16 protein-coding genes and 1 rRNA gene are annotated in these 19,824 nt (G+C 66.5%); 8 read left to right on the forward strand and 9 right to left on the reverse strand.

Annotation, left to right across the window (positions count from 1 at the left end; all coding sequences use genetic code 11):
- Positions 1–57: 57 nt before the first annotated feature.
- The gene (locus tag ACNO8X_RS24070; protein ID WP_418003042.1) at positions 58–1,272 is read left to right on the forward strand and encodes an FAD-dependent oxidoreductase; all 1,215 of its coding nucleotides are present in this window, start codon (positions 58–60) and stop codon (positions 1,270–1,272) included.
- Here ACNO8X_RS24070 and ACNO8X_RS24075 read toward each other — a convergent pair.
- Together ACNO8X_RS24075 and glgP are read right to left on the reverse strand one after the other, a co-directional pair.
- Complete coding sequence (locus tag ACNO8X_RS24075; protein ID WP_418003043.1) at positions 1,269–2,114, reverse strand: virginiamycin B lyase; 846 nt, start codon at positions 2,112–2,114, stop codon at positions 1,269–1,271. The two genes, ACNO8X_RS24070 and ACNO8X_RS24075, sit on opposite strands and share 4 nt — an antisense overlap.
- A complete protein-coding gene (gene glgP / locus ACNO8X_RS24080; protein ID WP_418003044.1) occupies positions 2,111–4,729 on the reverse strand; it encodes an alpha-glucan family phosphorylase in 2,619 nt (872 codons plus the stop codon). Before glgP ends, ACNO8X_RS24075 begins: the two co-directional genes overlap by 4 nt.
- A 149-nt stretch (positions 4,730–4,878) precedes the next feature.
- On the opposite strand from glgP, the gene ACNO8X_RS24085 reads away from it, so the two are divergent.
- On the forward strand, positions 4,879–6,945 hold the full coding sequence (locus ACNO8X_RS24085) for an alpha-1,4-glucan--maltose-1-phosphate maltosyltransferase (protein ID WP_418003045.1): 2,067 nt from the start codon (positions 4,879–4,881) through the stop codon (positions 6,943–6,945).
- Positions 6,942–9,125 carry a 1,4-alpha-glucan branching protein GlgB gene (gene glgB, locus ACNO8X_RS24090; RefSeq protein ID WP_418003046.1) on the forward strand — a complete coding sequence of 728 codons (2,184 nt, stop codon included), beginning with the start codon at positions 6,942–6,944 and terminating at the stop codon, positions 9,123–9,125. Before ACNO8X_RS24085 ends, glgB begins: the two co-directional genes overlap by 4 nt.
- Before the next feature lie 74 nt (positions 9,126–9,199).
- Here the strand turns inward: glgB and ACNO8X_RS24095 are convergent, their stop codons facing one another.
- The 3 genes from ACNO8X_RS24095 to ACNO8X_RS24105 are packed head-to-tail and all read right to left on the reverse strand — an operon-like array spanning position 9,200 to position 11,717.
- Positions 9,200–10,099 (reverse strand): tetratricopeptide repeat protein, encoded by a 900-nt coding sequence (locus ACNO8X_RS24095; protein WP_418003047.1) that lies wholly within the window; start codon positions 10,097–10,099, stop codon positions 9,200–9,202.
- A 13-nt stretch (positions 10,100–10,112) separates the two neighbouring features.
- Entirely contained in the window at positions 10,113–10,472 is a 360-nt protein-coding gene (locus ACNO8X_RS24100) for a DUF3817 domain-containing protein (protein ID WP_418003048.1), read from the reverse strand.
- A 51-nt stretch (positions 10,473–10,523) separates the two neighbouring features.
- On the reverse strand, positions 10,524–11,717 hold the full coding sequence (locus ACNO8X_RS24105; RefSeq protein WP_418003049.1) for an acetyl-CoA C-acetyltransferase: 1,194 nt from the start codon (positions 11,715–11,717) through the stop codon (positions 10,524–10,526).
- A gap of 83 nt (positions 11,718–11,800) precedes the next feature.
- On the opposite strand from ACNO8X_RS24105, the gene mce reads away from it, so the two are divergent.
- Complete coding sequence (gene mce, locus ACNO8X_RS24110; protein ID WP_133763856.1) at positions 11,801–12,277, forward strand: methylmalonyl-CoA epimerase; 477 nt, start codon at positions 11,801–11,803, stop codon at positions 12,275–12,277.
- A gap of 7 nt (positions 12,278–12,284) precedes the next feature.
- Here mce and ACNO8X_RS24115 read toward each other — a convergent pair whose 3' ends face one another.
- Positions 12,285–12,575, reverse strand: coding sequence for a hypothetical protein (locus tag ACNO8X_RS24115; RefSeq protein WP_418006015.1), 291 nt, complete (start codon positions 12,573–12,575; stop codon positions 12,285–12,287).
- Positions 12,572–13,240 (reverse strand): endonuclease NucS, encoded by a 669-nt coding sequence (gene nucS / locus ACNO8X_RS24120; RefSeq protein ID WP_418003050.1) that lies wholly within the window; start codon positions 13,238–13,240, stop codon positions 12,572–12,574. Before nucS ends, ACNO8X_RS24115 begins: the two co-directional genes overlap by 4 nt.
- A 64-nt stretch (positions 13,241–13,304) precedes the next feature.
- Between nucS and ACNO8X_RS24125 the strand changes: the two genes are divergently transcribed.
- Both ACNO8X_RS24125 and ACNO8X_RS24130 read left to right on the forward strand, forming a co-directional pair.
- Entirely contained in the window at positions 13,305–14,897 is a 1,593-nt protein-coding gene (locus ACNO8X_RS24125; RefSeq protein ID WP_418003051.1) for an adenylate/guanylate cyclase domain-containing protein, read from the forward strand.
- A gap of 43 nt (positions 14,898–14,940) precedes the next feature.
- Positions 14,941–15,237: a hypothetical protein gene (locus ACNO8X_RS24130; RefSeq protein ID WP_131630659.1), complete on the forward strand. Its 297-nt coding sequence runs from the start codon at positions 14,941–14,943 to the stop codon at positions 15,235–15,237.
- 1 nt (position 15,238) lies between these two features.
- On the opposite strand, the gene ACNO8X_RS24135 is transcribed toward ACNO8X_RS24130, so the two are convergent.
- A complete protein-coding gene (locus ACNO8X_RS24135; protein WP_418003052.1) occupies positions 15,239–17,248 on the reverse strand; it encodes a DUF1214 domain-containing protein in 2,010 nt (669 codons plus the stop codon).
- A gap of 274 nt (positions 17,249–17,522) precedes the next feature.
- Here ACNO8X_RS24135 and ACNO8X_RS24140 point away from each other — a divergent pair, with 274 nt between their 5' ends.
- The gene (locus ACNO8X_RS24140) at positions 17,523–19,034 is read left to right on the forward strand and encodes a DNA-3-methyladenine glycosylase 2 family protein (RefSeq protein WP_418003054.1); all 1,512 of its coding nucleotides are present in this window, start codon (positions 17,523–17,525) and stop codon (positions 19,032–19,034) included.
- A gap of 23 nt (positions 19,035–19,057) precedes the next feature.
- A complete protein-coding gene (locus tag ACNO8X_RS24145; RefSeq protein WP_418006016.1) occupies positions 19,058–19,540 on the forward strand; it encodes a methylated-DNA--[protein]-cysteine S-methyltransferase in 483 nt (160 codons plus the stop codon).
- 111 nt (positions 19,541–19,651) lie between these two features.
- Here ACNO8X_RS24145 and rrf read toward each other — a convergent pair.
- A 5S ribosomal RNA gene (gene rrf / locus ACNO8X_RS24150) occupies positions 19,652–19,765 on the reverse strand.
- Between the last annotated feature and the right edge of the window lie 59 nt (positions 19,766–19,824).

The raw sequence follows: 19,824 nt of genomic DNA on the forward strand, positions 1-19,824 counted from the left end.
CTTGACAATCAAGTTATCTGATCGTCGAGCCATCTGGCGACAAACCAAGGAACACGCATGACCAAAGCGCTCATCATCGGCGCCGGCGTGACCGGCCCCGTCCTGGCCATCGCGCTACAACGCGTCGGTATCGATGCCCACATCTATGAACGCTCCCCGTCCGGCGCCGATCTCCGCGGTGCCTGGCTGAACTTTCAGGCCAACGGCATGGACGCCCTGCGTGCCGTCGATGCCGCAGGGCCGCTCGAGAACCTGGGCTACCCGAACGACACCATCAGCTTCAGCACCGGCAGCGGCAAGAAACTGGGGCGTATCCCGATGGCCGCACAACGCCCGGATGGCCAGCTGTCGATCATGATGCGTCGAGCCGACCTCTACCGCGAACTGAACACGCTCGCCACAGCCCGTGGTGCCCGGTACAGCTACGGCAAGGAATTCGTCTCCGCAACAACAACTTCCGACGGCCGCGTCCACGCGCAGTTTGCCGACGGCAGTACCGCATCCGGAGATCTGCTGATCGGCTGTGACGGTGTGCATTCCGCGGTACGCCGCGTGATCGACCCCAGCGCACGGGCTCCGCGCTACGTGCCGGTACTCAACGTCGGCGGCTACATCCCGAACTTCTCCGTCGATGTGCCGCCCCAGGAATTCCGGATGCAGTTCGGCACCCGCTGCTTCTTCGCCTGGTTCCCCACCCCGGACGGCGGCACTGTCTGGTTCGCCAATCCGCCGATGGCCCGCGAACCCGAACGCGGCGCGCTGTCTGGCATGACCGATGCCGACTGGCGAAACTGGCTGCACCAGTTGATGTCCGACGACGTCGGGCCGGCTCACGAGATCATCGACGCCGCGCCCGGTCCGATGGTCGGGTGGGCCACCTACGACCTGCCGGTGGTGAAACGGTGGCACAACCACCGCAATCAGATCATCATCGGCGACGCCGCCCACGCCACCGCACCGTCAGCGGGCCAGGGTGCATCGATGTCCGTCGAGGACGCCGTGATTCTCGCGCAGTGCCTGCGCGATTGCCGCGACATCCCAACGGCTTTCACGACATTCGAATCATTGCGCCGGCACCGGGTGGAGAAGATCGTCCGGCACGGCCACCGGTCGGCCAACAGCAAGGCGGCGGGGCCGATCGGACGGTTCCTGCGTGACCTGATCCTGCCGGTGGTACTCCGGCAGGGCGCGAAAGATGGTGGCCGCTCGATGATGTGGCTACAGGGTCACCACATCGACTTCGACAGCAGCGTCCAGCCGGTACCCGCCTAGACCGGCAACCGCACCACGAACCCCGACTCCAACGCCACCCACAGCGCGCCATCACGGTCGACGGCCAACCCGTGCGGCTCGCTGCCCGGCGGCAGATCGAACGTCGAGACCTCGCCATCGGCGGTGACCCGTGCGATACCGTCCGCACCCCACAGGCTCACCCACACCCCATCGGCCTCATCGGCGACCACCGCGTGCGGCTTGCCCGGCAGATCGAGTTCCTGGATGGCGTCGTTGAGCGGGATGCGGCCCAGCTTGTCGGCGCCGATTGCGGTGAACCACACCGCGTCATCGTGAGTGGCGCAGATGCCGACCGGCCCCGCCGACGGTGTCGGTGTCGGCCGGATCGACAGATCACCGGCGACCGTCAGTCGCCCGATGGCGGACTTCTGATTCAGCGTGAACCACAGCGCACCGTCACCGCCGGCAGCGATCATCGACGGCATCCCGCGGGGCACGGCAACCACCTCGACCGCGCCGTCGGCCCCGACCCGGCCCACCGTTCCGGCGTCCATGGCGGTGAACCACACCGCGTCGTCGGGTCCCACAGCGATACCGAACGGTGCACTGCCCGAATCCAATTCGACGAATGTCAGCGCACCGTTCCCAGCGATCCGGCCCAGCTGGTCTGTGCCGGAGCAGGTGAACCACATGGCCCCGTCGGGTCCCGCGCAGATCTGCATCGGCCGGCTGTCGGCACCGACCTCGAACACCCGTACCTCACCGCGCGCGTCGATCCGAGCCACCGAACCCGCCGACACCAATGTCACCCACATCGCGCCGTCCGGACCAGCCGCCAGCGCGTACGGTCCGCCATCGACCGCAACAGTCAGTGCACTCACGCCAGCGTGACCAGCCCGAGCTCGTTGTCAGCGGCCAGTAATGCGTTGTGCGGCAACACTCGCACGGTGTACCCGACCGGACCCGCCACCGGCAGCGGCGTGGTCGCGGAGAACACCTCGACGCCGCCGTCGCCGGAACTGGTGTGCGCCATCGGCACCGTCACCGGGTCCACCAACTGGTCGCCGGCATCGACCCGACCCAGAACCGCTTGCACCACAACCTCATCGGTGCGCAGCCCCGCCAGCTGCACGGTGGCAGTCAGCGACAACTCCGAACCCAGCAGCGGCGTATCGGGCAACCCGTAGCTGTCCACATCGGTGATCTGAATCTTCGGCCAGGCCTCCGTCACCCGTTGCCGATAGGCCGCCAGCGAGCGGGCCGCACCGTACGGCACGCCGTCGACCGGCTCCACCGTGCGCCGGAACGACTGTGCCGCAGGGGCGTAGTACTTCTCGGTGTAGTCGCGCACCATCCGCGATGCCAGCACCTTGGGCCCCAGGGACTGCAGCGTGTGCCGCACCATCTCCACCCAGCGCATCGGCACGCCGTGCTCGTCGCGCTCGTAGAACTTGGGTGCCACCGAGTTCTGCATCAGGTCGTACAACGCCGCGGCCTCGAGGTCGTCGCGGCGCGTCTCGTCGGTGACGCCGTCGGCAGTCGGGATTTCCCAACCGTTTTCGCCGTCGTACCACTCATCCCACCAGCCGTCACGGATCGAGAGGTTCAGCCCGCCGTTGAGCGCGCTCTTCATACCCGACGTGCCACACGCCTCCAGCGGACGCAGCGGGTTGTTGAGCCACACATCGCAGCCCCAGTACAGCAGCCGCGCCATCGACATGTCGTAGTCCGGCAGGAAGGCGATGCGGTGCCGCACCTCGGGCCGGTCGGCGAACTTCACCACCTGCTGGATCAGCGCCTTGCCGCCCTCGTCGGCCGGGTGCGACTTGCCCGCGACGATCAACTGCAGCGGCCGCGACTCGTCCAGCAGCAGCCGCTCCAGCCGCTCCGGATCACGCAGCATCAACGTCAGCCGCTTGTAGGTGGGCACCCGGCGGGCGAAGCCGATGGTCAACACCGAGGGATCGAAAGCGTTTGCAATCCAACCGAGTTCGGCCTCGGTGGCACCGCGCTCGAGCCACGAGCGGCGCAGCCGGGCCCGCACGTCCGCGACGAGCATCTCGCGCAGCTGGGACCGGATCCACCACAGGTGGCCGGGATCGACGTCGTGCAACCGCTGCCACAACTGCGGCTCCCCTGCCGCCTGGTCAACCGCCGCCATCCCTTCCACGCCGACCAGCTCGCGGCCCAACTCCAGCCATTGCGGCGCTGCCCAGGTCGGCGCATGCACCCCGTTGGTGATCGACCCGATCGGCACCTCCGACTGGTCGAAGCCCGGCCACAGCTCGTTGAACATGCCGCGGCTGACCCTGCCGTGCAGCAGTGACACCCCGTTGGCCCGCTGCGCGAGCCGTAAACCCATGTGCGCCATGTTGAATTTCTCCGGGTCGTCCTCCGCGCCGAACGCGACCACCCGGTACAGCGGCACCTCAGGCAGCAGCGGCGAGGCGACGGTGTCGTCGAAGTACCTGCGCACCATCTGCACCGGGAACCGGTCGATACCGGCCGGCACCGGGGTGTGGGTAGTGAAGACCGTCGACGACCGCACCACCGTCCACGCGGTCTCGAAATCCAGCCCGGACCCGCTGATGTACTCCCGAATGCGTTCCACGCCAAGGAAACCCGCGTGGCCTTCGTTCATGTGGTAAACCTCGGGCGCGTCGATGCCCTCGATCTCGGTGAACGCCCGGATCGCGCGGATGCCGCCGATGCCGGCGAGCAGCTCCTGCTTGATCCGGTGTTCCTGGTCGCCGCCGTAGAGCCGGTCGGTGACCGAGCGCAGCTCATGATCGTTCTCGGGGATGTCAGAATCGAGCAGCAGCAACGGAACTCGTCCGACCTGCGCCACCCATACCCGAGCCCGCAGCACCTGCGATTCCGGCAGGTTCAGCGACACCAGCGCCGGCTGGCCGTCGGCCCACGTCAGCAGCCGCAGCGGCAGACCCTGCGGATCGAACGACGGATAGTTCTCGTTCTGCCAGCCGTCGGCCGTCAGCGACTGCTTGAAATAGCCGGACCGGTAGTACAGCCCCACCGCGATCAGCGGCAGCCCGAGGTCCGACGCCGACTTGAGGTGATCGCCCGCGAGGATGCCCAGACCGCCCGAGTAGTTCGGCAGGACCTCCGCGACGCCGAACTCCATGGAGAAGTACGCGATGCCCTTTGGCATCGCAGGACCGCCGTCCAGCGCGTTGTCGGCCTGCTCCTGGTACCACAGCGGCCGGCTCAAATAGCTGTCCAGATCGGTGGCCCGGTGGTTCACCCGGCCGACGAAGTCGTCGTCGGCCGCCAGCTCATCGAGACGCGCCGGGCTGACCGCCCCGAGCAACGCCACAGGGTCGGCGCCGACCTGTTCCCACAGCGCCGGATCGATCTCCGCGAACAGCTCCTGAGTCGGCGTGTGCCAGGACCAGCGCAGGTTGATGGACAACCGCTCCAGGGCGGCGAGGCGTTCGGGCAGGTGGGCACGGACGGTGAACCGACGGAGGGCTTTCACACGAGCCAACCTTACTGACATTTTTTCCACGTGCAGGGTCAGTTCGGTGACAGCCCAGACGCCCATCCAACTGGTCACTGCCCATCTGGTGTCACGGGCTACTACGGTGGGTATGCATAGTCCCGTAGTCCCGGGTAAGGAGTGATTTGGTGGCCGGTCGGATCGAGATCGACGACGTCGCACCAGTGGTGTCCGCAGGTCGATATCCCGCCAAGGCCGTGGTCGGCGAAGTGGTTCCGATCAGCGCGACCGTGTGGCGCGAAGGCCACGACGCCGTCGCCGCAACGCTGGTGGTGCGCTACCACGGCCCGGTCTACCCGCAGCTCGCCGAGACCCCGCCGGGCGCGACGCCGGCGCCGGCCCCGCCGCGGGCCAAGGTCAAGCCGACCCGCATGCCCATGGCGCCGGGCTATACGCCCGACGTGTTCCACGGTCAGTTCGCGCCCGATGCCGTCGGCCTGTGGACGTTCCGCGTCGACGGCTGGGGCGACCCCATCGCGACGTGGCGCCACGCCATCACCGCCAAGCTCGAGGCCGGCCAGAGTGAGGCCGAGCTGTCCAATGACCTGCTGATCGGTGCGGGGCTGCTGGAGCGCGCCGCCACGGCCGTCCCGCAGGACGACCGCGCCCCGCTGCTCGCCGCCGCGCGTCGGCTCCGGGAGGATGGCGACCCGTTCATCCGCGCCGGAGCGGCCCTTGCACCAGATGTCACCGACCTGCTGCGCAAGTACCCATTGCGTGAATTGGTCACTCGCGGAGAGCAATACGGCATCTGGGTCGACCGGCCGCGGGCCCGGTTCAGTGCCTGGTACGAGCTCTTCCCCCGCTCCACCGGCGGCTGGGATGCCGACGGTCAGCCCGTCCACGGCACGTTCGCCACGACCGCCAAGGCCATTCCACGGGTTGCCGCAATGGGTTTCGACGTGCTGTACCTGCCGCCGGTGCACCCGATCGGCAAAGTGCACCGCAAGGGCCCGAACAACAACGTGACCGCGGCGCCCGGCGACGTCGGCTCTCCCTGGGCGATCGGCAGCGACGAAGGCGGCCACGACGCGGTGCACCCGGATCTGGGCACCATCGCCGAGTTCGACGACATGGTCGCTGCTGCCCGCGACAACGGCTTGGAGGTGGCGCTCGACCTGGCGCTGCAATGCGCGCCCGATCACCCGTGGGCCAAGGACCACCCGGAGTGGTTCACCGTACTGCCCGACGGCACCATCGCGTACGCCGAGAATCCGCCGAAGAAGTACCAGGACATCTACCCGCTGAACTTCGACAATGATCCGGCCGGCCTGTACGACGAGGTGCTGCGCGTGGTCAAGTTCTGGATGTCGCACGGCGTCAAGATCTTCCGCGTCGACAACCCGCACACCAAGCCCGCGAACTTCTGGGCCTGGCTGATCGCCCAAGCCAAGAACATCGACCCCGACGTGCTGTTCCTGTCCGAGGCGTTCACCCGCCCGGCCCGCCTCTACGGGCTCGCGAAACTCGGCTTCACGCAGTCGTATACGTACTTCACCTGGCGCAACTTCAAGTGGGAGATCACCGAATTCGGCCAGCAGATCGCCGAGTACGCCGACTTCTACCGGCCCAATCTGTTCGTCAACACCCCCGACATCCTGCATGCCGGCCTGCAGCATTGCGGCCCCGGCATGTTCGCGATCCGGGCGGTGCTGGCCGCCACCCTGAGCTCGTCCTGGGGCGTCTACTCCGGCTACGAACTGTTCGAGCACCTGGCACTTCGCGAGGGCAGCGAGGAGTACCTGGACTCCGAGAAATACCAGTTGCGGCCACGCGAATTCGAGGCCGCTCTGGCCGGCGGCCGGTCCCTTGAGCCGCTGCTGACCCGGCTCAACGAGATCCGGCGGGTGCACCCGGCGCTCAGCCAGTTGCGGACCATCAAGTTCCATCACGTCGACAACGACTTGATGTTGGCGTACAGCAAGTTCGACCCCGTCACCGGCGACACCGTCCTTGTGGTGTTGACGCTCAACGCATTCGGCCCCGAGCAGGCCACGCTGTGGCTGGACATGGGCGCCCTCGGCATGGACGAGCACGACCGGTTCTGGGTACGCGACGAGATCACCGGTGAGGAATACCAATGGGGCGCATCGAATTACGTGCGACTGGACCCGGGCAAGGCGGTAGCCCACGTACTGAACATGCCGCAAATCCCGTACGACAAACGGCTGAACCTCCTGCGGAGGCAACCGTGACGAGCCATCTCCGGCCACCCGTCGCCGAGCTGGCCCGTCTGCTGGCCGGCGAGCACCACGACCCGCATTCGGTTCTGGGTGCACATGAGTACGGCAAGAACACCGTCATCCGGGCGCTGCGGCCGCACGCCACCGGAGTCACGGCGCTGGTCGGCAAGAAGCGCTATCCGATGACGGCCATCGAGGGCGGCCTGTTCGCGGTCGAGGTGCCGTTCACCAAGTTGGCCGACTACCGCTTCGAGGTCGAATACCCGGGCGACGTCGTACATGCCACGGCCGACCCCTACCGCTTCCTGCCGACGCTCGGCGACATGGACCTGCACCTGCTTGCCGAGGGCCGCCACGAACGGCTGTGGGAAATCCTTGGCGCACAACCTCGTTCGTTCACCACACCCGACGGCGTGGTCGAGGGATTCTCGTTCGCGGTGTGGGCGCCGAACGCCAAGGGCGTCAACCTGATCGGCGACTTCAATCACTGGGACGGCAGCGAGGCTCCGATGCGGGCACTGGGCTCGTCCGGGGTGTGGGAGCTGTTCTGGCCCGGATTCGAGGCGGACAGCCTCTACAAGTTCCGGATCCACGGCGGCAACGGCACCAACGGCGCCGTCACCGATCGCGCCGACCCGATGGCCTTCAGCACCGAGGTACCGCCGCTGACCGCGTCGAAAACCTTTATCAGTTCCTATGTCTGGCACGACGACGCCTGGATGACCGCCCGCGCCACGTTCAACCCGATCGTCGAGCCCATGAGCACCTACGAGGTGCATCTCATGTCCTGGCGGCCAGGGTTGAGCTACCGGGAACTGGCCGTCGAGCTCACCGAGTACGTGGTGGCGCAGGGCTTCACGCACGTCGAGCTGTTGCCGGTGGCCGAGCACCCGTACGGCGGCTCCTGGGGTTACCAGGTGACGTCGTACTACGCGCCGACGTCACGGCTCGGCACGCCCGACGACTTCCGGTACCTGGTCGACACGTTGCACCAGGCCGGCATCGGCGTGATCGTGGACTGGGTGCCCGCGCACTTCCCCAAGGACTCGTGGGCGCTGGGCCGCTTCGACGGCACCCCGCTGTACGAACACGCCGACCCACGCCGCGGCGAGCAACTCGACTGGGGCACCTACGTTTTCGACTTCGGCCGAAACGAGGTCCGCAACTTCCTGGTGGCCAACGCGTTGTACTGGCTCGAAGAGTTCCACATCGACGGCCTGCGCGTCGACGCCGTCGCCTCCATGCTGTACCTCGACTACTCCCGCCCCGAAGGCGGTTGGACCCCCAACATCTACGGCGGCCGCGAGAACCTCGAGGCGGTGCAGTTCCTGCAGGAGATGAACGCCACCGTCCACAAGCTGGTGCCCGGCATCGTCACCGTCGCCGAGGAATCCACCTCGTGGCCCGGCGTCACCCGGCCGACAAACCTTGGCGGCCTTGGCTTCTCGATGAAGTGGAACATGGGGTGGATGAACGACACCCTGGACTACATCAGCCACGATCCAGTGCATCGCAGCTATCACCACCACGAGATGACGTTCTCGATGCTGTACGCCTACAGCGAGCATTACGTGCTGCCGATCAGCCACGACGAAGTCGTGCACGGCAAGGGCACGCTGTGGACCCGGATGCCCGGCGACGACCACGCCAAAGCGGCCGGCCTACGTCAGCTGCTCGCCTATCAGTGGGCACACCCGGGCAAGCAATTGCTGTTCATGGGACAGGAATTCGGCCAGCGCGCCGAGTGGTCGGAGGAACGCGGGCTCGACTGGTTCCAGCTCGGCGAGCACAGCTTCTCCACCGGCGTGCAACAGCTGGTCCGCGACATCAACGGCATCTACCGCGCGAACCGCGCGCTGTGGTCCCGCGACAGCAGCCCCGAGGGCTATTCGTGGATCGACGCCAACGACTCCAACAACAACGTGCTGAGCTTCCTGCGGTTCGGCGACGACGGGTCGTCCATCGCCTGCATCTTCAATTTCTCCGGCAGCGAGCATGCGCAGTACCGACTGGGCCTGCCGCACGCCGGGACCTGGCACGAGCTGCTGAACACCGACGCCACGGTGTACAACGGTGCCGGCGCGGGCAACATGGGCGCGGTCGAGGCCACCGACGAGCCCTGGCACGGCCGTCCCGCCTCCGCCGTCCTGGTGCTCCCGCCGATGTCGGCCCTCTGGCTCAAGCCCGCCTAGCATTCTTCCGCGAGCAGACGTGAAAACCCCCAAAATGGCTTGATTTTGGGGTTTTCGCGTCTGCTCGCGAGAGATCAGTAGAGCGCGTTGGCGAGGTTGCGCCGGCCGGCGATGACCTCGGGGTCGGCGGGGTCGAACAGCTCGAACAACTCGACGAGCCGGGTGCGCACGCGGGTGCGGTCGTCGCCCGCGGTCTTCTTGACGAGCGCGATCAGCCGGTTGAAGGCGCCGTCGATGTCGCGCTGGAACAGCTGTACGTCGGCGGCGGCGAAGGCCAGGTCGATGTCGTCGGGTGAGGCGTCGGCGAGGCGTACAGCCTCCGGACGGTGTGCCGATGCGCGCTGCAGAAACGCGATCTGCCGGACGGCGCCCTTGGCCTCGACGTGCGCCGGATCGGCGTCGAGGATCGTCTGGTACGCGGCCAAGGCGCCGTCGAAGTCACCACTGTCGAGGAGCTCTCGAGCCTGCGCGACCGCGGGGTCGACCTGCTCCTCCTCGCCCTCGGCGCCACCGCCCAGCTTGCCCGCGGTCGCCTGCAACAGCGAGTCCACCCAGCGCCGCAGCTGGTCAGCCGGCTGGCCGCCCTCGAAGCTGGTGATCGGCTGCCCCCCGGCCAGGGCGATGACCGTCGGGACGCCCTGAATGCCGAACATCTGCGCAATGCGCGGAGCCGTGTCGACGTTCACCGTGCCGAATGACCACGTGCCACCGTCCTCGGCGGCCAACGCGGACAACGTCTGGCCCAGTTGAACGCTCGAGTCGCTGCGCGGCGACCACAGCAGCACGACGACGGGCACCTCGCCGGAGCGGATCAGCACCTCGGCTTCGAGATTGGCCTCGGTGATTTCGATACCGCCGGGAGCACCACCGGGTGCGCCACCAGTCGCGGCAGCGCCTTCGGCGGGGCGGTTCTTGAGCGCGGACAGGTCGACCGCACCAGACAGCGCGGGACCAAAAGGACGCGGACGAGTCACGCTGTCCAGTCTGTCACGCGACGGCCGACGTCTCCGGTTCGGCCTCGGCGGCAGCGGCCCCGACAGCCAGGGCCCCGTTGCGCTCGGCCCAGCGCAGGAAGATCACACTGGCCAGCGGCACGATGCCGGCCAGCGCCGCCGACACCCAGGTCAGCAGCGACCAACGCGCCGCCCAGCCGACGATCAGTCCGGTGGCCAGGAACGCCAGGAACACGATTCCGTGGACCATGCCGAAGATCTGCACGCCGATCTCCGTGCGGGGCGTACCGAGGTACTTGAAGTACATGCCGGTCAGCAGCCCGACCCAGCTAAGGGCCTCGGCCAGAGCGATCAAACGAAACCAGCCCGCCACCCGGGGCACAACAGCGTTCATGGCGCCATTGTGCCCGAGTGACGGGCTGACTACTACGAGGCGTAGTTCACACTACGGACGACGCAGGATCAGGGCATCGCCCTGACCACCGGCGCCGCAAAGTGCCGCGACGGCGTAACCCGAACCCTTGCGGGCCAGTTCCAGCGCCGCATGCAGGGTGATCCGGGCACCGGACATGCCGATCGGGTGGCCGATGGCGATGGCGCCACCGTTGACGTTCACCTTGGCTCCGTCGACGCCGAGTTCCTTGGTCGAGGCCAGCGACACCGCCGCGAAGGCTTCGTTGATCTCGATGACGTCGAGCTGATCGATCGTGATGCCCTCACGCTCGACGGCCTTCTTGATGGCGTTGGCGGGCTGGCTCTGCAGCGTCGAATCCGGGCCGGCGACGACGCCGTGCGCGCCGATCTCACACAGCCAGGTCAGACCCAGCGACTCGGCCTTGGCCTTGCTCATCACCACGACGGCACACGCGCCGTCCGAGATCTGCGACGACGAACCGGCGGTGATGGTGCCGTCCTTGCGGAAGGCCGGCTTCAGCCCGCCCAGCGACTCGGCGGTGGTGTTGCCGCGGATGCCCTCGTCCTCGGAGAACTCGATCGGGTCGCCCTTGCGCTGCGGGATCGACACCGGCACGACCTCGTCGGCAAAGACGCCGTCCTTCCACGCAGCCGCGGCCTTCTGGTGCGACTGTGCGGCGAACTCGTCCTGCTGGGCGCGGGTGAAGTTGTCCTGATCGTTGCGCTGCTCGGTCAGGGCACCCATCGGCTGGTCGGTGAACACGTCGTGCAGACCGTCGTAGGCGAGGTGGTCGAGTGCGGTCACGTTGCCGTACTTGTAGCCCTCACGGCTCTTGGGCAGCAGATGCGGGGCCTGGCTCATGGACTCCTGGCCACCGGCCACCACGACCTCGAATTCACCGGCGCGAATCAGCTGGTCAGCAAGGGCGATGGCATCGATGCCCGACAGGCACATCTTGTTGATGGTCAGCGCCGGCACGTCCCAGCCGATGCCCGCGCCGACGGCCGACTGACGCGCCGGCATCTGGCCGGCACCGGCGGTCAGGACCTGGCCCATGATCACGTAGTCGACGATGGAAGCGTCGGCCTCACCATTCGGGAAGGCCTTTGCCAGCGCGCCCTTGATCGCGACGGCACCCAGGTCGCTACCCGAGAAATCCTTCAGCGAACCCATCAGCTTGCCCACCGGAGTGCGGGCTCCGGCAACAATTACCGAGGTCGTCATTTCCATCCTCCAACAAATCTGTAACGGCTAATGTGGCCGATCACACAGGCGCAAATTCGGTCGTCTCAGGTTACCTTTACGTTATGACCACCGAACACGTCGATGCCCGTCCCGCGCTGGCCAGCGCCCTGGTGACTGCTATCGATCATGTCGGCATCGCCGTGCCGGATCTGGACGTCGCCATTCGCTGGTACCACGACCATCTCGGCATGATCGTCCTGCACGAAGAGGTCAACGAGGACCAGGGCGTCCGCGAGGCCATGCTCTCGGTCCGCGGCGCGGCGGTCGGCAGCGCCCAGATTCAGCTGCTGGCGCCCCTCGACGAGAAGTCGACCATCGCCAAGTTCATCGACACCCGCGGCCCCGGCCTGCAGCAGCTGGCCTACCGGACCAGCGACATCGAGGCCCTGTCCGAGCGCCTGCGCGCCGACGGCGTCCGCCTGCTGTACGAAGCCCCGCGCCGCGGCACGGCCAACTCGCGCATCAACTTCATCCACCCGAAGGATGCCGGCGGCGTGCTGATCGAGCTGGTCGAGCCCGCGGCTGACGCAGCGCACTGAGCCTCGTTTAGGACCACCTTCGGGTCGGTCCTCTGTTCCCCCGATTCCCCCAGCACGGCGTGTGCCAATGCCGGCGGTCTTCGGCATCGTCGACCCGTAGCACCACCACATGCGCTGTGCCCGGACGAATTTCGTGATCACATCCCGGGCACCGATAGGTCTTGACGGCGCGCGGACCGGCCACGGGCCGCACCTCATAGTCGTACCCGTCAGGTCCGATCTCCACCCGGCGCGACGACAGCCCGAGCAGCGGCGGCGGGTCCCGCCGAGGCCGCTCCGGACGTCGCCGAGGCATCAGAACAACCGGAACTCGTCGTTGTCCATGCCGCGCATCTTGTCGTAGTCCAAAGTCACGCAACGGATTCCACGGTCGGTAGCGAGCGTGCGCGCCTGCGGCTTGATCTGCTGGGCAGCGAACACCCCGGCCACCGGCGCCAGCACGCTGTCGCGGTTGAGCAGGTCGAGGTAGCGCGTCAGCTGCTCGACGCCGTCGATCTCGCCGCGCCGCTTGATCTCCACCGCGACCGACCCACCGGTCTCATCCCGGCACAACAGGTCCACCGGACCGATCGGCGTCGGGTACTCCCGGCGCACCAACGTGTAGCCGACCCCGAGCAGCTCCACGTGCTCGGCGAGGAGCTCCTGCAGGTGGGCCTCCACACCGTCCTTCACCAGACCAGGATCGACCCCCAGCTCGTGGCTGGAGTCGTGCTCGATGTCCTCGACGGTGATCCGCAGCTGCTCGCCGGCCTTGTTCTCGACGACCCAGACGAGACCCTCTTCAGCCTCCTCGGTGATCCAGCACGGCGGCGTCATCCAGTTCAGCGGCTTGTAGGCGCGGTCATCGGCGTGCACGCTCACCGACCCGTCAGCCTTGAACAACAGCAGGCGACGCGCCGACGGCAGATGTGCGGTCAGACGTCCGACGTAGTCAACAGTGCACTGGGCGATCACGAGACGCACCCGACCCACCTTAGGGGCAGCGAATCCTCGTTCGGACTCGCCCCACGAACTAGGCTGACGACCAATGACTGCGGACCAAGCCGGGACGACGCGCCTGGTACGGATACGGGAAGCCATAACCCCCCGTACCACCACGCCCGAATATGGATCGTGGATTCTGGGGCGCGTCTCCGAATCCCAACGCCGACGCCGGATCCGCATCCAACTGATCCTGACCACATTCGTGATCGTCGCCAACATGATCGGTGTGGGCGTCTCGATTCTCATCGAGACCGTACTGTTCCCGACTCCAAACGTCTTCAGGGCTGACGTTTGGTGGATCACCACGATCGTGGCGCCCGCATACATCTTGCTGGCCTTCCTGATCGGCGTGGTGTGGGCGACCAACAGGGTGATTCAAAGCGTGCGATGGGCCATCGAAGGACGCACCCCGACAATCGAGGACCAGCGCAACACCTTCCGGGCGCCGGGCCAGCTCACTCTCGTGTTGCTCTGCCTGTGGGGCGCCGGCGCCGCATTGCTGACCACGCTCTACGCCCTGCACGACACTCAGTTCATTCCCAAACTGCTGCTGGGTGTCACCTTGCCCGGCATCGTCGTCTCCACCAGTTGCAACCTGTACACCGAGTTCGCGCTCCGCCCGGTCGCCGCCGACGCGCTCCAGGCCGGACGACCGCCCTCACGGCTGGCACCCGGAATCATGGGCCGCACCATGGTGGTGTGGGCGTTCGGTTCCGGCGTGCCGATGCTCGGCGTGCTGTTGGCCGCGGTGTTCGCGCTGACCCAATCCACGCTCACCCCAACCCAGTTCGCCTTCGCAGTACTGGTCCTGGCGGTGTTCGCGTTGGTGTTCGGCGCGTTGTTGATGTGGATCGTGTCGTGGCTGACTGCCAGCCCGATTCGCATTGTGCGACAAGCACTCAGCCGGGTTGAGCAAGGCGACCTGACCACGGATCTGGTCGTCTTCGACGGCACCGAACTGGGCCAGCTGCAACGCGGATTCAACTCGATGGTGCACGGACTGCGCGAACGCGAACGGGTACGCGATCTCTTCGGCCGGCATGTGGGGCGTGAAGTCGCCGCCCTCGCCGAGCAGGAGAAACCACAACTCGGCGGCGAAGAACGGCACGCGGCGGTGATCTTCGTCGATGTCATCGGCTCGACCCAACTGGTGACCAGCCGCCCGGCCGTCGAGGTCGTCGCCCTGCTGAACCGCTTCTTCGCCGTCATCGTCGACGAGGTGGACCGCCACCACGGGTTCGTCAACAAATTCGAAGGCGACGCGGTGCTGGCGGTCTTCGGGGCGCCGGTGTCGTTGCAGTGCACCGAAGGTGACGCCCTGGCAGCCGCCCGGGCCATCGCCTCGCGGCTGCGCGACGAGGTGCCTGAGCTGAAGGCCGGCCTCGGCGTCGCCGCCGGCACCGTGGTGGCCGGCAACGTCGGGGCCAAGGAACGGTTCGAGTACACCGTGATCGGCGAGCCCGTCAATGCGGCGGCGCGACTGTGCGAACTCGCCAAGTCCGTGCCGGGCCATCTGGCCGCCGCCGCGGCCATGCTCGACGCCGTCAGCGAATCGGAAAGAGCGAACTGGGCTTTGGGCGACACCGTCACCCTGCGCGGACTGTCCGAACCGACGCAACTGGCCATCCTGGCCTGAAATTCACATCTGCTTCACACAGATCCGGAGGATCATGGTGATCATGAAGCGACACACCGTCATGGCTGCTGCCGCCGGCGCACTCGCCGTGTCGCTGGCGCTCGCTCCGCTCGCCGCGGCCGACCCCACCCTCGACACCGGCGGTTCGGCAGCCGACGTCATCAACAACCTCCAGGCCGAGGGCTACCTCGTGCAGATCAACTGGACCAACGGTTTCGACGTCAAGCCGCTCAGCGTCTGCTGGGTCACCGGCGTGAACAACCCCGGCAACTTCAAACCGGGCGGGCCGGTCGCGGCGACGGTGTATGTCGACGTCCAATGCCCGAACCACGAATGGTGAGTCACACCTGCGGGTAGGGCGCGAACCTCTTGTCGAATCCGGCCTTGCGCGCGTCGAGGGCCGCTTGCCGTTGTGCCGCAGTGACATACGTCGTCCCGGCCGGCAGGACCGTACCGAGGTCGCTGAGCGCCACCACCTGTGAACTCACCTTCGGCAGATCGGTGCCGGCCGTGTCGATGTCCTGGAAACGGATCGAGATCGTGCCCTGGTTCAGGCCGCCGGTGGACACCCAGTTGGCCACACCAGGATCGGTCGGCGACACCACGATGGTGTAGCTGCCGTCCGGGTTGACCTGCGACTGCGCGATGTTCAGGCTCGTCTGCTGATCCCAGTAGTTCTTGGTGATGGTCCAGTCGTTGGTCACCGGCACGACGAAATAGCCGGCATCGCCGGGCTTGATCGTCAGCACCAGCGCCTCGTTGTCAGCCAGCTGGAAGTACCCCGCGCTCTGCAACTGGGTCGACAAGAACGTGGCATTGCTCTCGGGATCCGTGAAGACGTTGGCCGCCTTCGTCTTTCCCGACGAATCCTTGGTCGCCACATCCATGTACTGCGGTTCCATCCGCAGCCCGAGCGCGAGGATCACCGACGCTTCCAGGCCCTGCAGGAACCGCGGCATCACCGGCAGCGGCGGGACGAGCGAGACCAGGTTCGTCAGGAACGGGTTGCCGGACACGGCCGGTCCCAGCCCGGGGATGTCGAAGCCACCGATCTGTGCGAACAGGCTGTCCCGTGGACCACTGACCCGCTGAATGGACAAGCTCATGGGTTCCTGAGCGTTCCAGTCCGACAACGTGTTCCGAGCCACGATCAAAGTGGTGTCGGTCGGGATCTGCAGATGGTTGGTCTGTCCTGCTTCGGCCGGGCGGGAACTCACCGTCACGGTGAAGGTGCCGTCCGGGTTGATCTGCATGTCCTTGGCATTGAGCACCGCGGCGGTCTTGCCACCGAGGCCCGTCAACACACTGAACGTGGTCTCCGCCGGGCGCTCCCCCGGGCCGAACTTCCCGCTGATGACGTACGTCGACGTCGAGTTGACCGCCATCATCCGGTAGATGGTGTCCGGGTTGTCGTACAGGATGCGGGTACCGGTGATCGACTGGCCGAACCAATTATGCGGCGGCATAACCATTTCCAGCACCGTCGGTCGCATCGGGTTGAGCAGCTGGTACTCCATGGCGGCCTGTTGGGCGTATTCGTCGACCGCCTGGCCCAGTTGGTCCAGGTTCTCCTGGTCGGGCCCACCGACCTGGGAGTACTGCTGCTTGGCATTCATCTGGAACGCAAACCTCAGGATCGCCTTCATGAACTGCATCGGCAGCGTGTTCACGATGGCGTTGGCTTTCCTCTCGGCAGCCAGCTGCTGTGCCGTACCGAGCACAGTGGGCGTGCTCTGCAGCGACGTCGGCGCAGCCGCCAATGTCGTTGTCGCCGAGGAGGACGCGGTCTCGCGACGGGTGGCGCCGAGCAGCGCGGACAAGGCGGCGTTCTGCAGCGGTGCCACCGGATTCCCGGACGCGTTCGCCGTCCCGTTCAGCCCCACGGCCGCGAGCGCGTGCGACACCGCCGCGGTAGCCGCAGCGACCGGCGCACCGATTGCGGCGACCGGCACGACGGCATGCACGCGCGGCACGGAGCGCGTGGGCGCGTCCTCCTTCGCCGCCACGGTCGCCTGCACTGTCGGGGGCTTCTTGGCCGCGGTCACAGTCGGCGTGTTGGCGGCTTTCTTGGCGGTGGGCTTGGTGTCAGGCCCGGATGCCTTGTCTGTGTCGGTGGCATCCTTCGCAGCCGACGGCTTCGCGACATCCGTCTTCCCCGACGGCCGCTTCGACGACTTCTTCCCCGAATTCAGGACACCCGGACGCTTCTCCCCTTTGTCGGTTTTCGGCTTGCTCGCGTCGGCTTTGTCGCCGTCACCCTTGGCGTCGCTCTCGCCCTTGGCATGGCTCTCGCCCTTGGTATGACTATCCGACGAGGAACCCCCGGCGTCGCTCGGGGCCGCAAGCGCCACGCCTGGGCTACTTGCCACGGCCACGCCGATTCCCAGTGCGACTGCCAATGCACCAACCCGGCCGACGAATCTGGCTGCGCCAGTTGGCAACTGCTCACGACTGTTCATTGGCATGTGCTTCCCCTCGACCCCGACTAGAACGCGTTCCAGTTATAACAAAGCCCAACACACAAGTCAGCAGAAAACGAGACAAATGATTAAAATTGTCTCGCGAGCCACGTTGATGTCGGTTTTCCGCTAGTACTCGGCCGAGGCGCATGCCATTGTCGAAGGCATGTACGACGACTTCGACCGCTGCTATCGGGCAGTCCAATCCAAGGACGCCCGGTTCGACGGTTGGTTCGTCACAGCCGTCCTCACCACGGGCATTTACTGCCGTCCCAGTTGCCCGGTCCGGCCACCATTCGCACGTAATGTCCGCTTCTACCCAACCGCCGCGGCAGCGCAGCGGGCCGGCTTCCGGGCCTGCAAGCGCTGCCGGCCCGACGCGTCACCGGGATCGCCGGAGTGGAACATTCGCACCGACGTGGTCGCCCGCGCGATGCGCCTGATCGCCGACGGCACCGTCGACCGCGAGGGCGTCACAGGGCTGGCCGCCAGGCTCGGCTACACCACCCGACAGCTCGAGCGGCTGCTCCAGGCCGAGGTCGGCGCAAACCCCTTGGCACTCGCCCGCGCCCAACGGAGCCAGACCGCCCGCGTCCTTATCGAGACCACGAAACTGCCTTTCGGCGACGTCGCGTTCGCTGCCGGCTTCTCCAGCATCCGCCAGTTCAACGACACCATTCGCGAAGTGAGCGCACTGACGCCGACCGAACTCCGTCAACGAGCTCAAACCCGGTTCCAAACCAACGAAAACCCCGGCACGGGGACCCTTTCCGTCCGACTACCCGTTCGGACGCCATTCGCCTACGAAGGGGTGTTCGGCCATCTTGCGGCCGGTGCGGTACCTGGCGTCGAAGAAGTCCGCGACGGCACTTTCCGCCGCACCCTCCGGCTCCCGAACGGCACTGGCATCGTCGGACTGTCGCCGAGCGTCGACCACGTCCAGTGCACGCTGATCCTCGACGACTTCCGCGACCTGGCCACCGCCATCGCCCGATGCCGGCGACTCCTCGACCTCGATGCCGACCCCGAGGCCGTCATCGACGTCCTCAACACCGACCGACACCTTGCACCCATCGTTGCCAAGGCACCTGGGCAGCGCATCCCCCGGACGGTCGACGAGAACGAGTTGGCACTGCGGGTGGTGATCGGCCAGCAGGTGTCGATGAAGGCGGCGGCGACGCATACCCGCCGGCTGGCGGTGGCCTACGGCTCGACCATCAACGACCCGGAGGGAGGCTTGACGCATGTCTTCCCCTCCGTCTCGCAGCTGGCCGAGATCGATCCGAGCCACCTCGCCTTCCCGGAGTCCCGCCGACGGACCGTTACCGCACTGATCGGTGCACTCGCCGCCGGCACCCTTGAGCTCGATGCCGGATCGGACTGGCTACAGGCCCGTACCCAGTTGGCCGAACTCCCCGGGATCGGGCCGTGGACAGCCGAGGTGATCGCGATGCGGGGGCTCGGTGATCCTGATGCTTTTCCTGCCAGCGATCTCGGGGTCCAGGCCGCGGCCAAACAAGCTGGGCTGCCGGATAATCCACGCAAATTGATCGAACACAGTGCGCAGTGGCGCCCGTGGCGCGCCTACGCCACGCAACACCTATGGACCTCACTGGATCATGCGGTCAACCAATGGCCGCCGCTGACGACACCATCACCCCGACAGGAGCAGGCGTGAACGCCACCTTGCAGACCCGGACCATGCAGAGTCCGGTCGGAACCATCACCCTCGCCGGCCACGACGGCCGGATACGACATCTACGGATGGACGATCAGACCTATGAGCCCAGTCATGACGGTTGGGAGCCCGACGAGACCGCATTTCCAGAGGCCGTCGACCAACTAACCGCGTACTTCGCTGGCGACCTCCAGGAATTCGACTTGGAGCTCGACCTCATCGGCACCGAGTTCCAGCGCCGCGTCTGGGGTGCGCTGTTGACCATTCCGTACGGCGAAACGCGTTCCTACGGCGAAATCGCCGTGCAGGTCGGATCGCCGGGAGCGTCACGGGCCGTCGGATTGGCGAACGGGCACAATCCGGTCGGCATCATCGTGCCCTGCCATCGCGTGATCGGGGCGAATGGCAGCCTGACGGGATATGGCGGCGGATTGGATCGTAAGAAATTGCTCCTCGATCTCGAGAGAAGCGGTTCGGGAGCCGAGGAGCCGACGCTGTTCGATTAATGGGATGACGTCGGCCGGCGCCGTGGAATTCCGCGGCGCCGAAATAGAAATGCGTCAAAACGCAAAAATGCCTCGACCCCCGATTTTCATCGGGGGTCGAGGTCAATTTGTGTTCGGCGGTGTCCTACTTTTCCGCCCGTGCAGGGCAGTATCATCGGCGCTGGCAGGCTTAGCTTCCGGGTTCGGGATGGGACCGGGCGTTTCCCTGCCGCTGTTGCCGCCGTAACTCTATTTAATTACGCCTCCACCGGCCTGTTGGCACCCTTGGGGGGGTGTTATTTGGT

This window comes from Mycobacterium sp. PDNC021 (assembly GCF_048282635.1).
Lineage (GTDB): Bacteria > Actinomycetota > Actinomycetes > Mycobacteriales > Mycobacteriaceae > Mycobacterium > Mycobacterium llatzerense.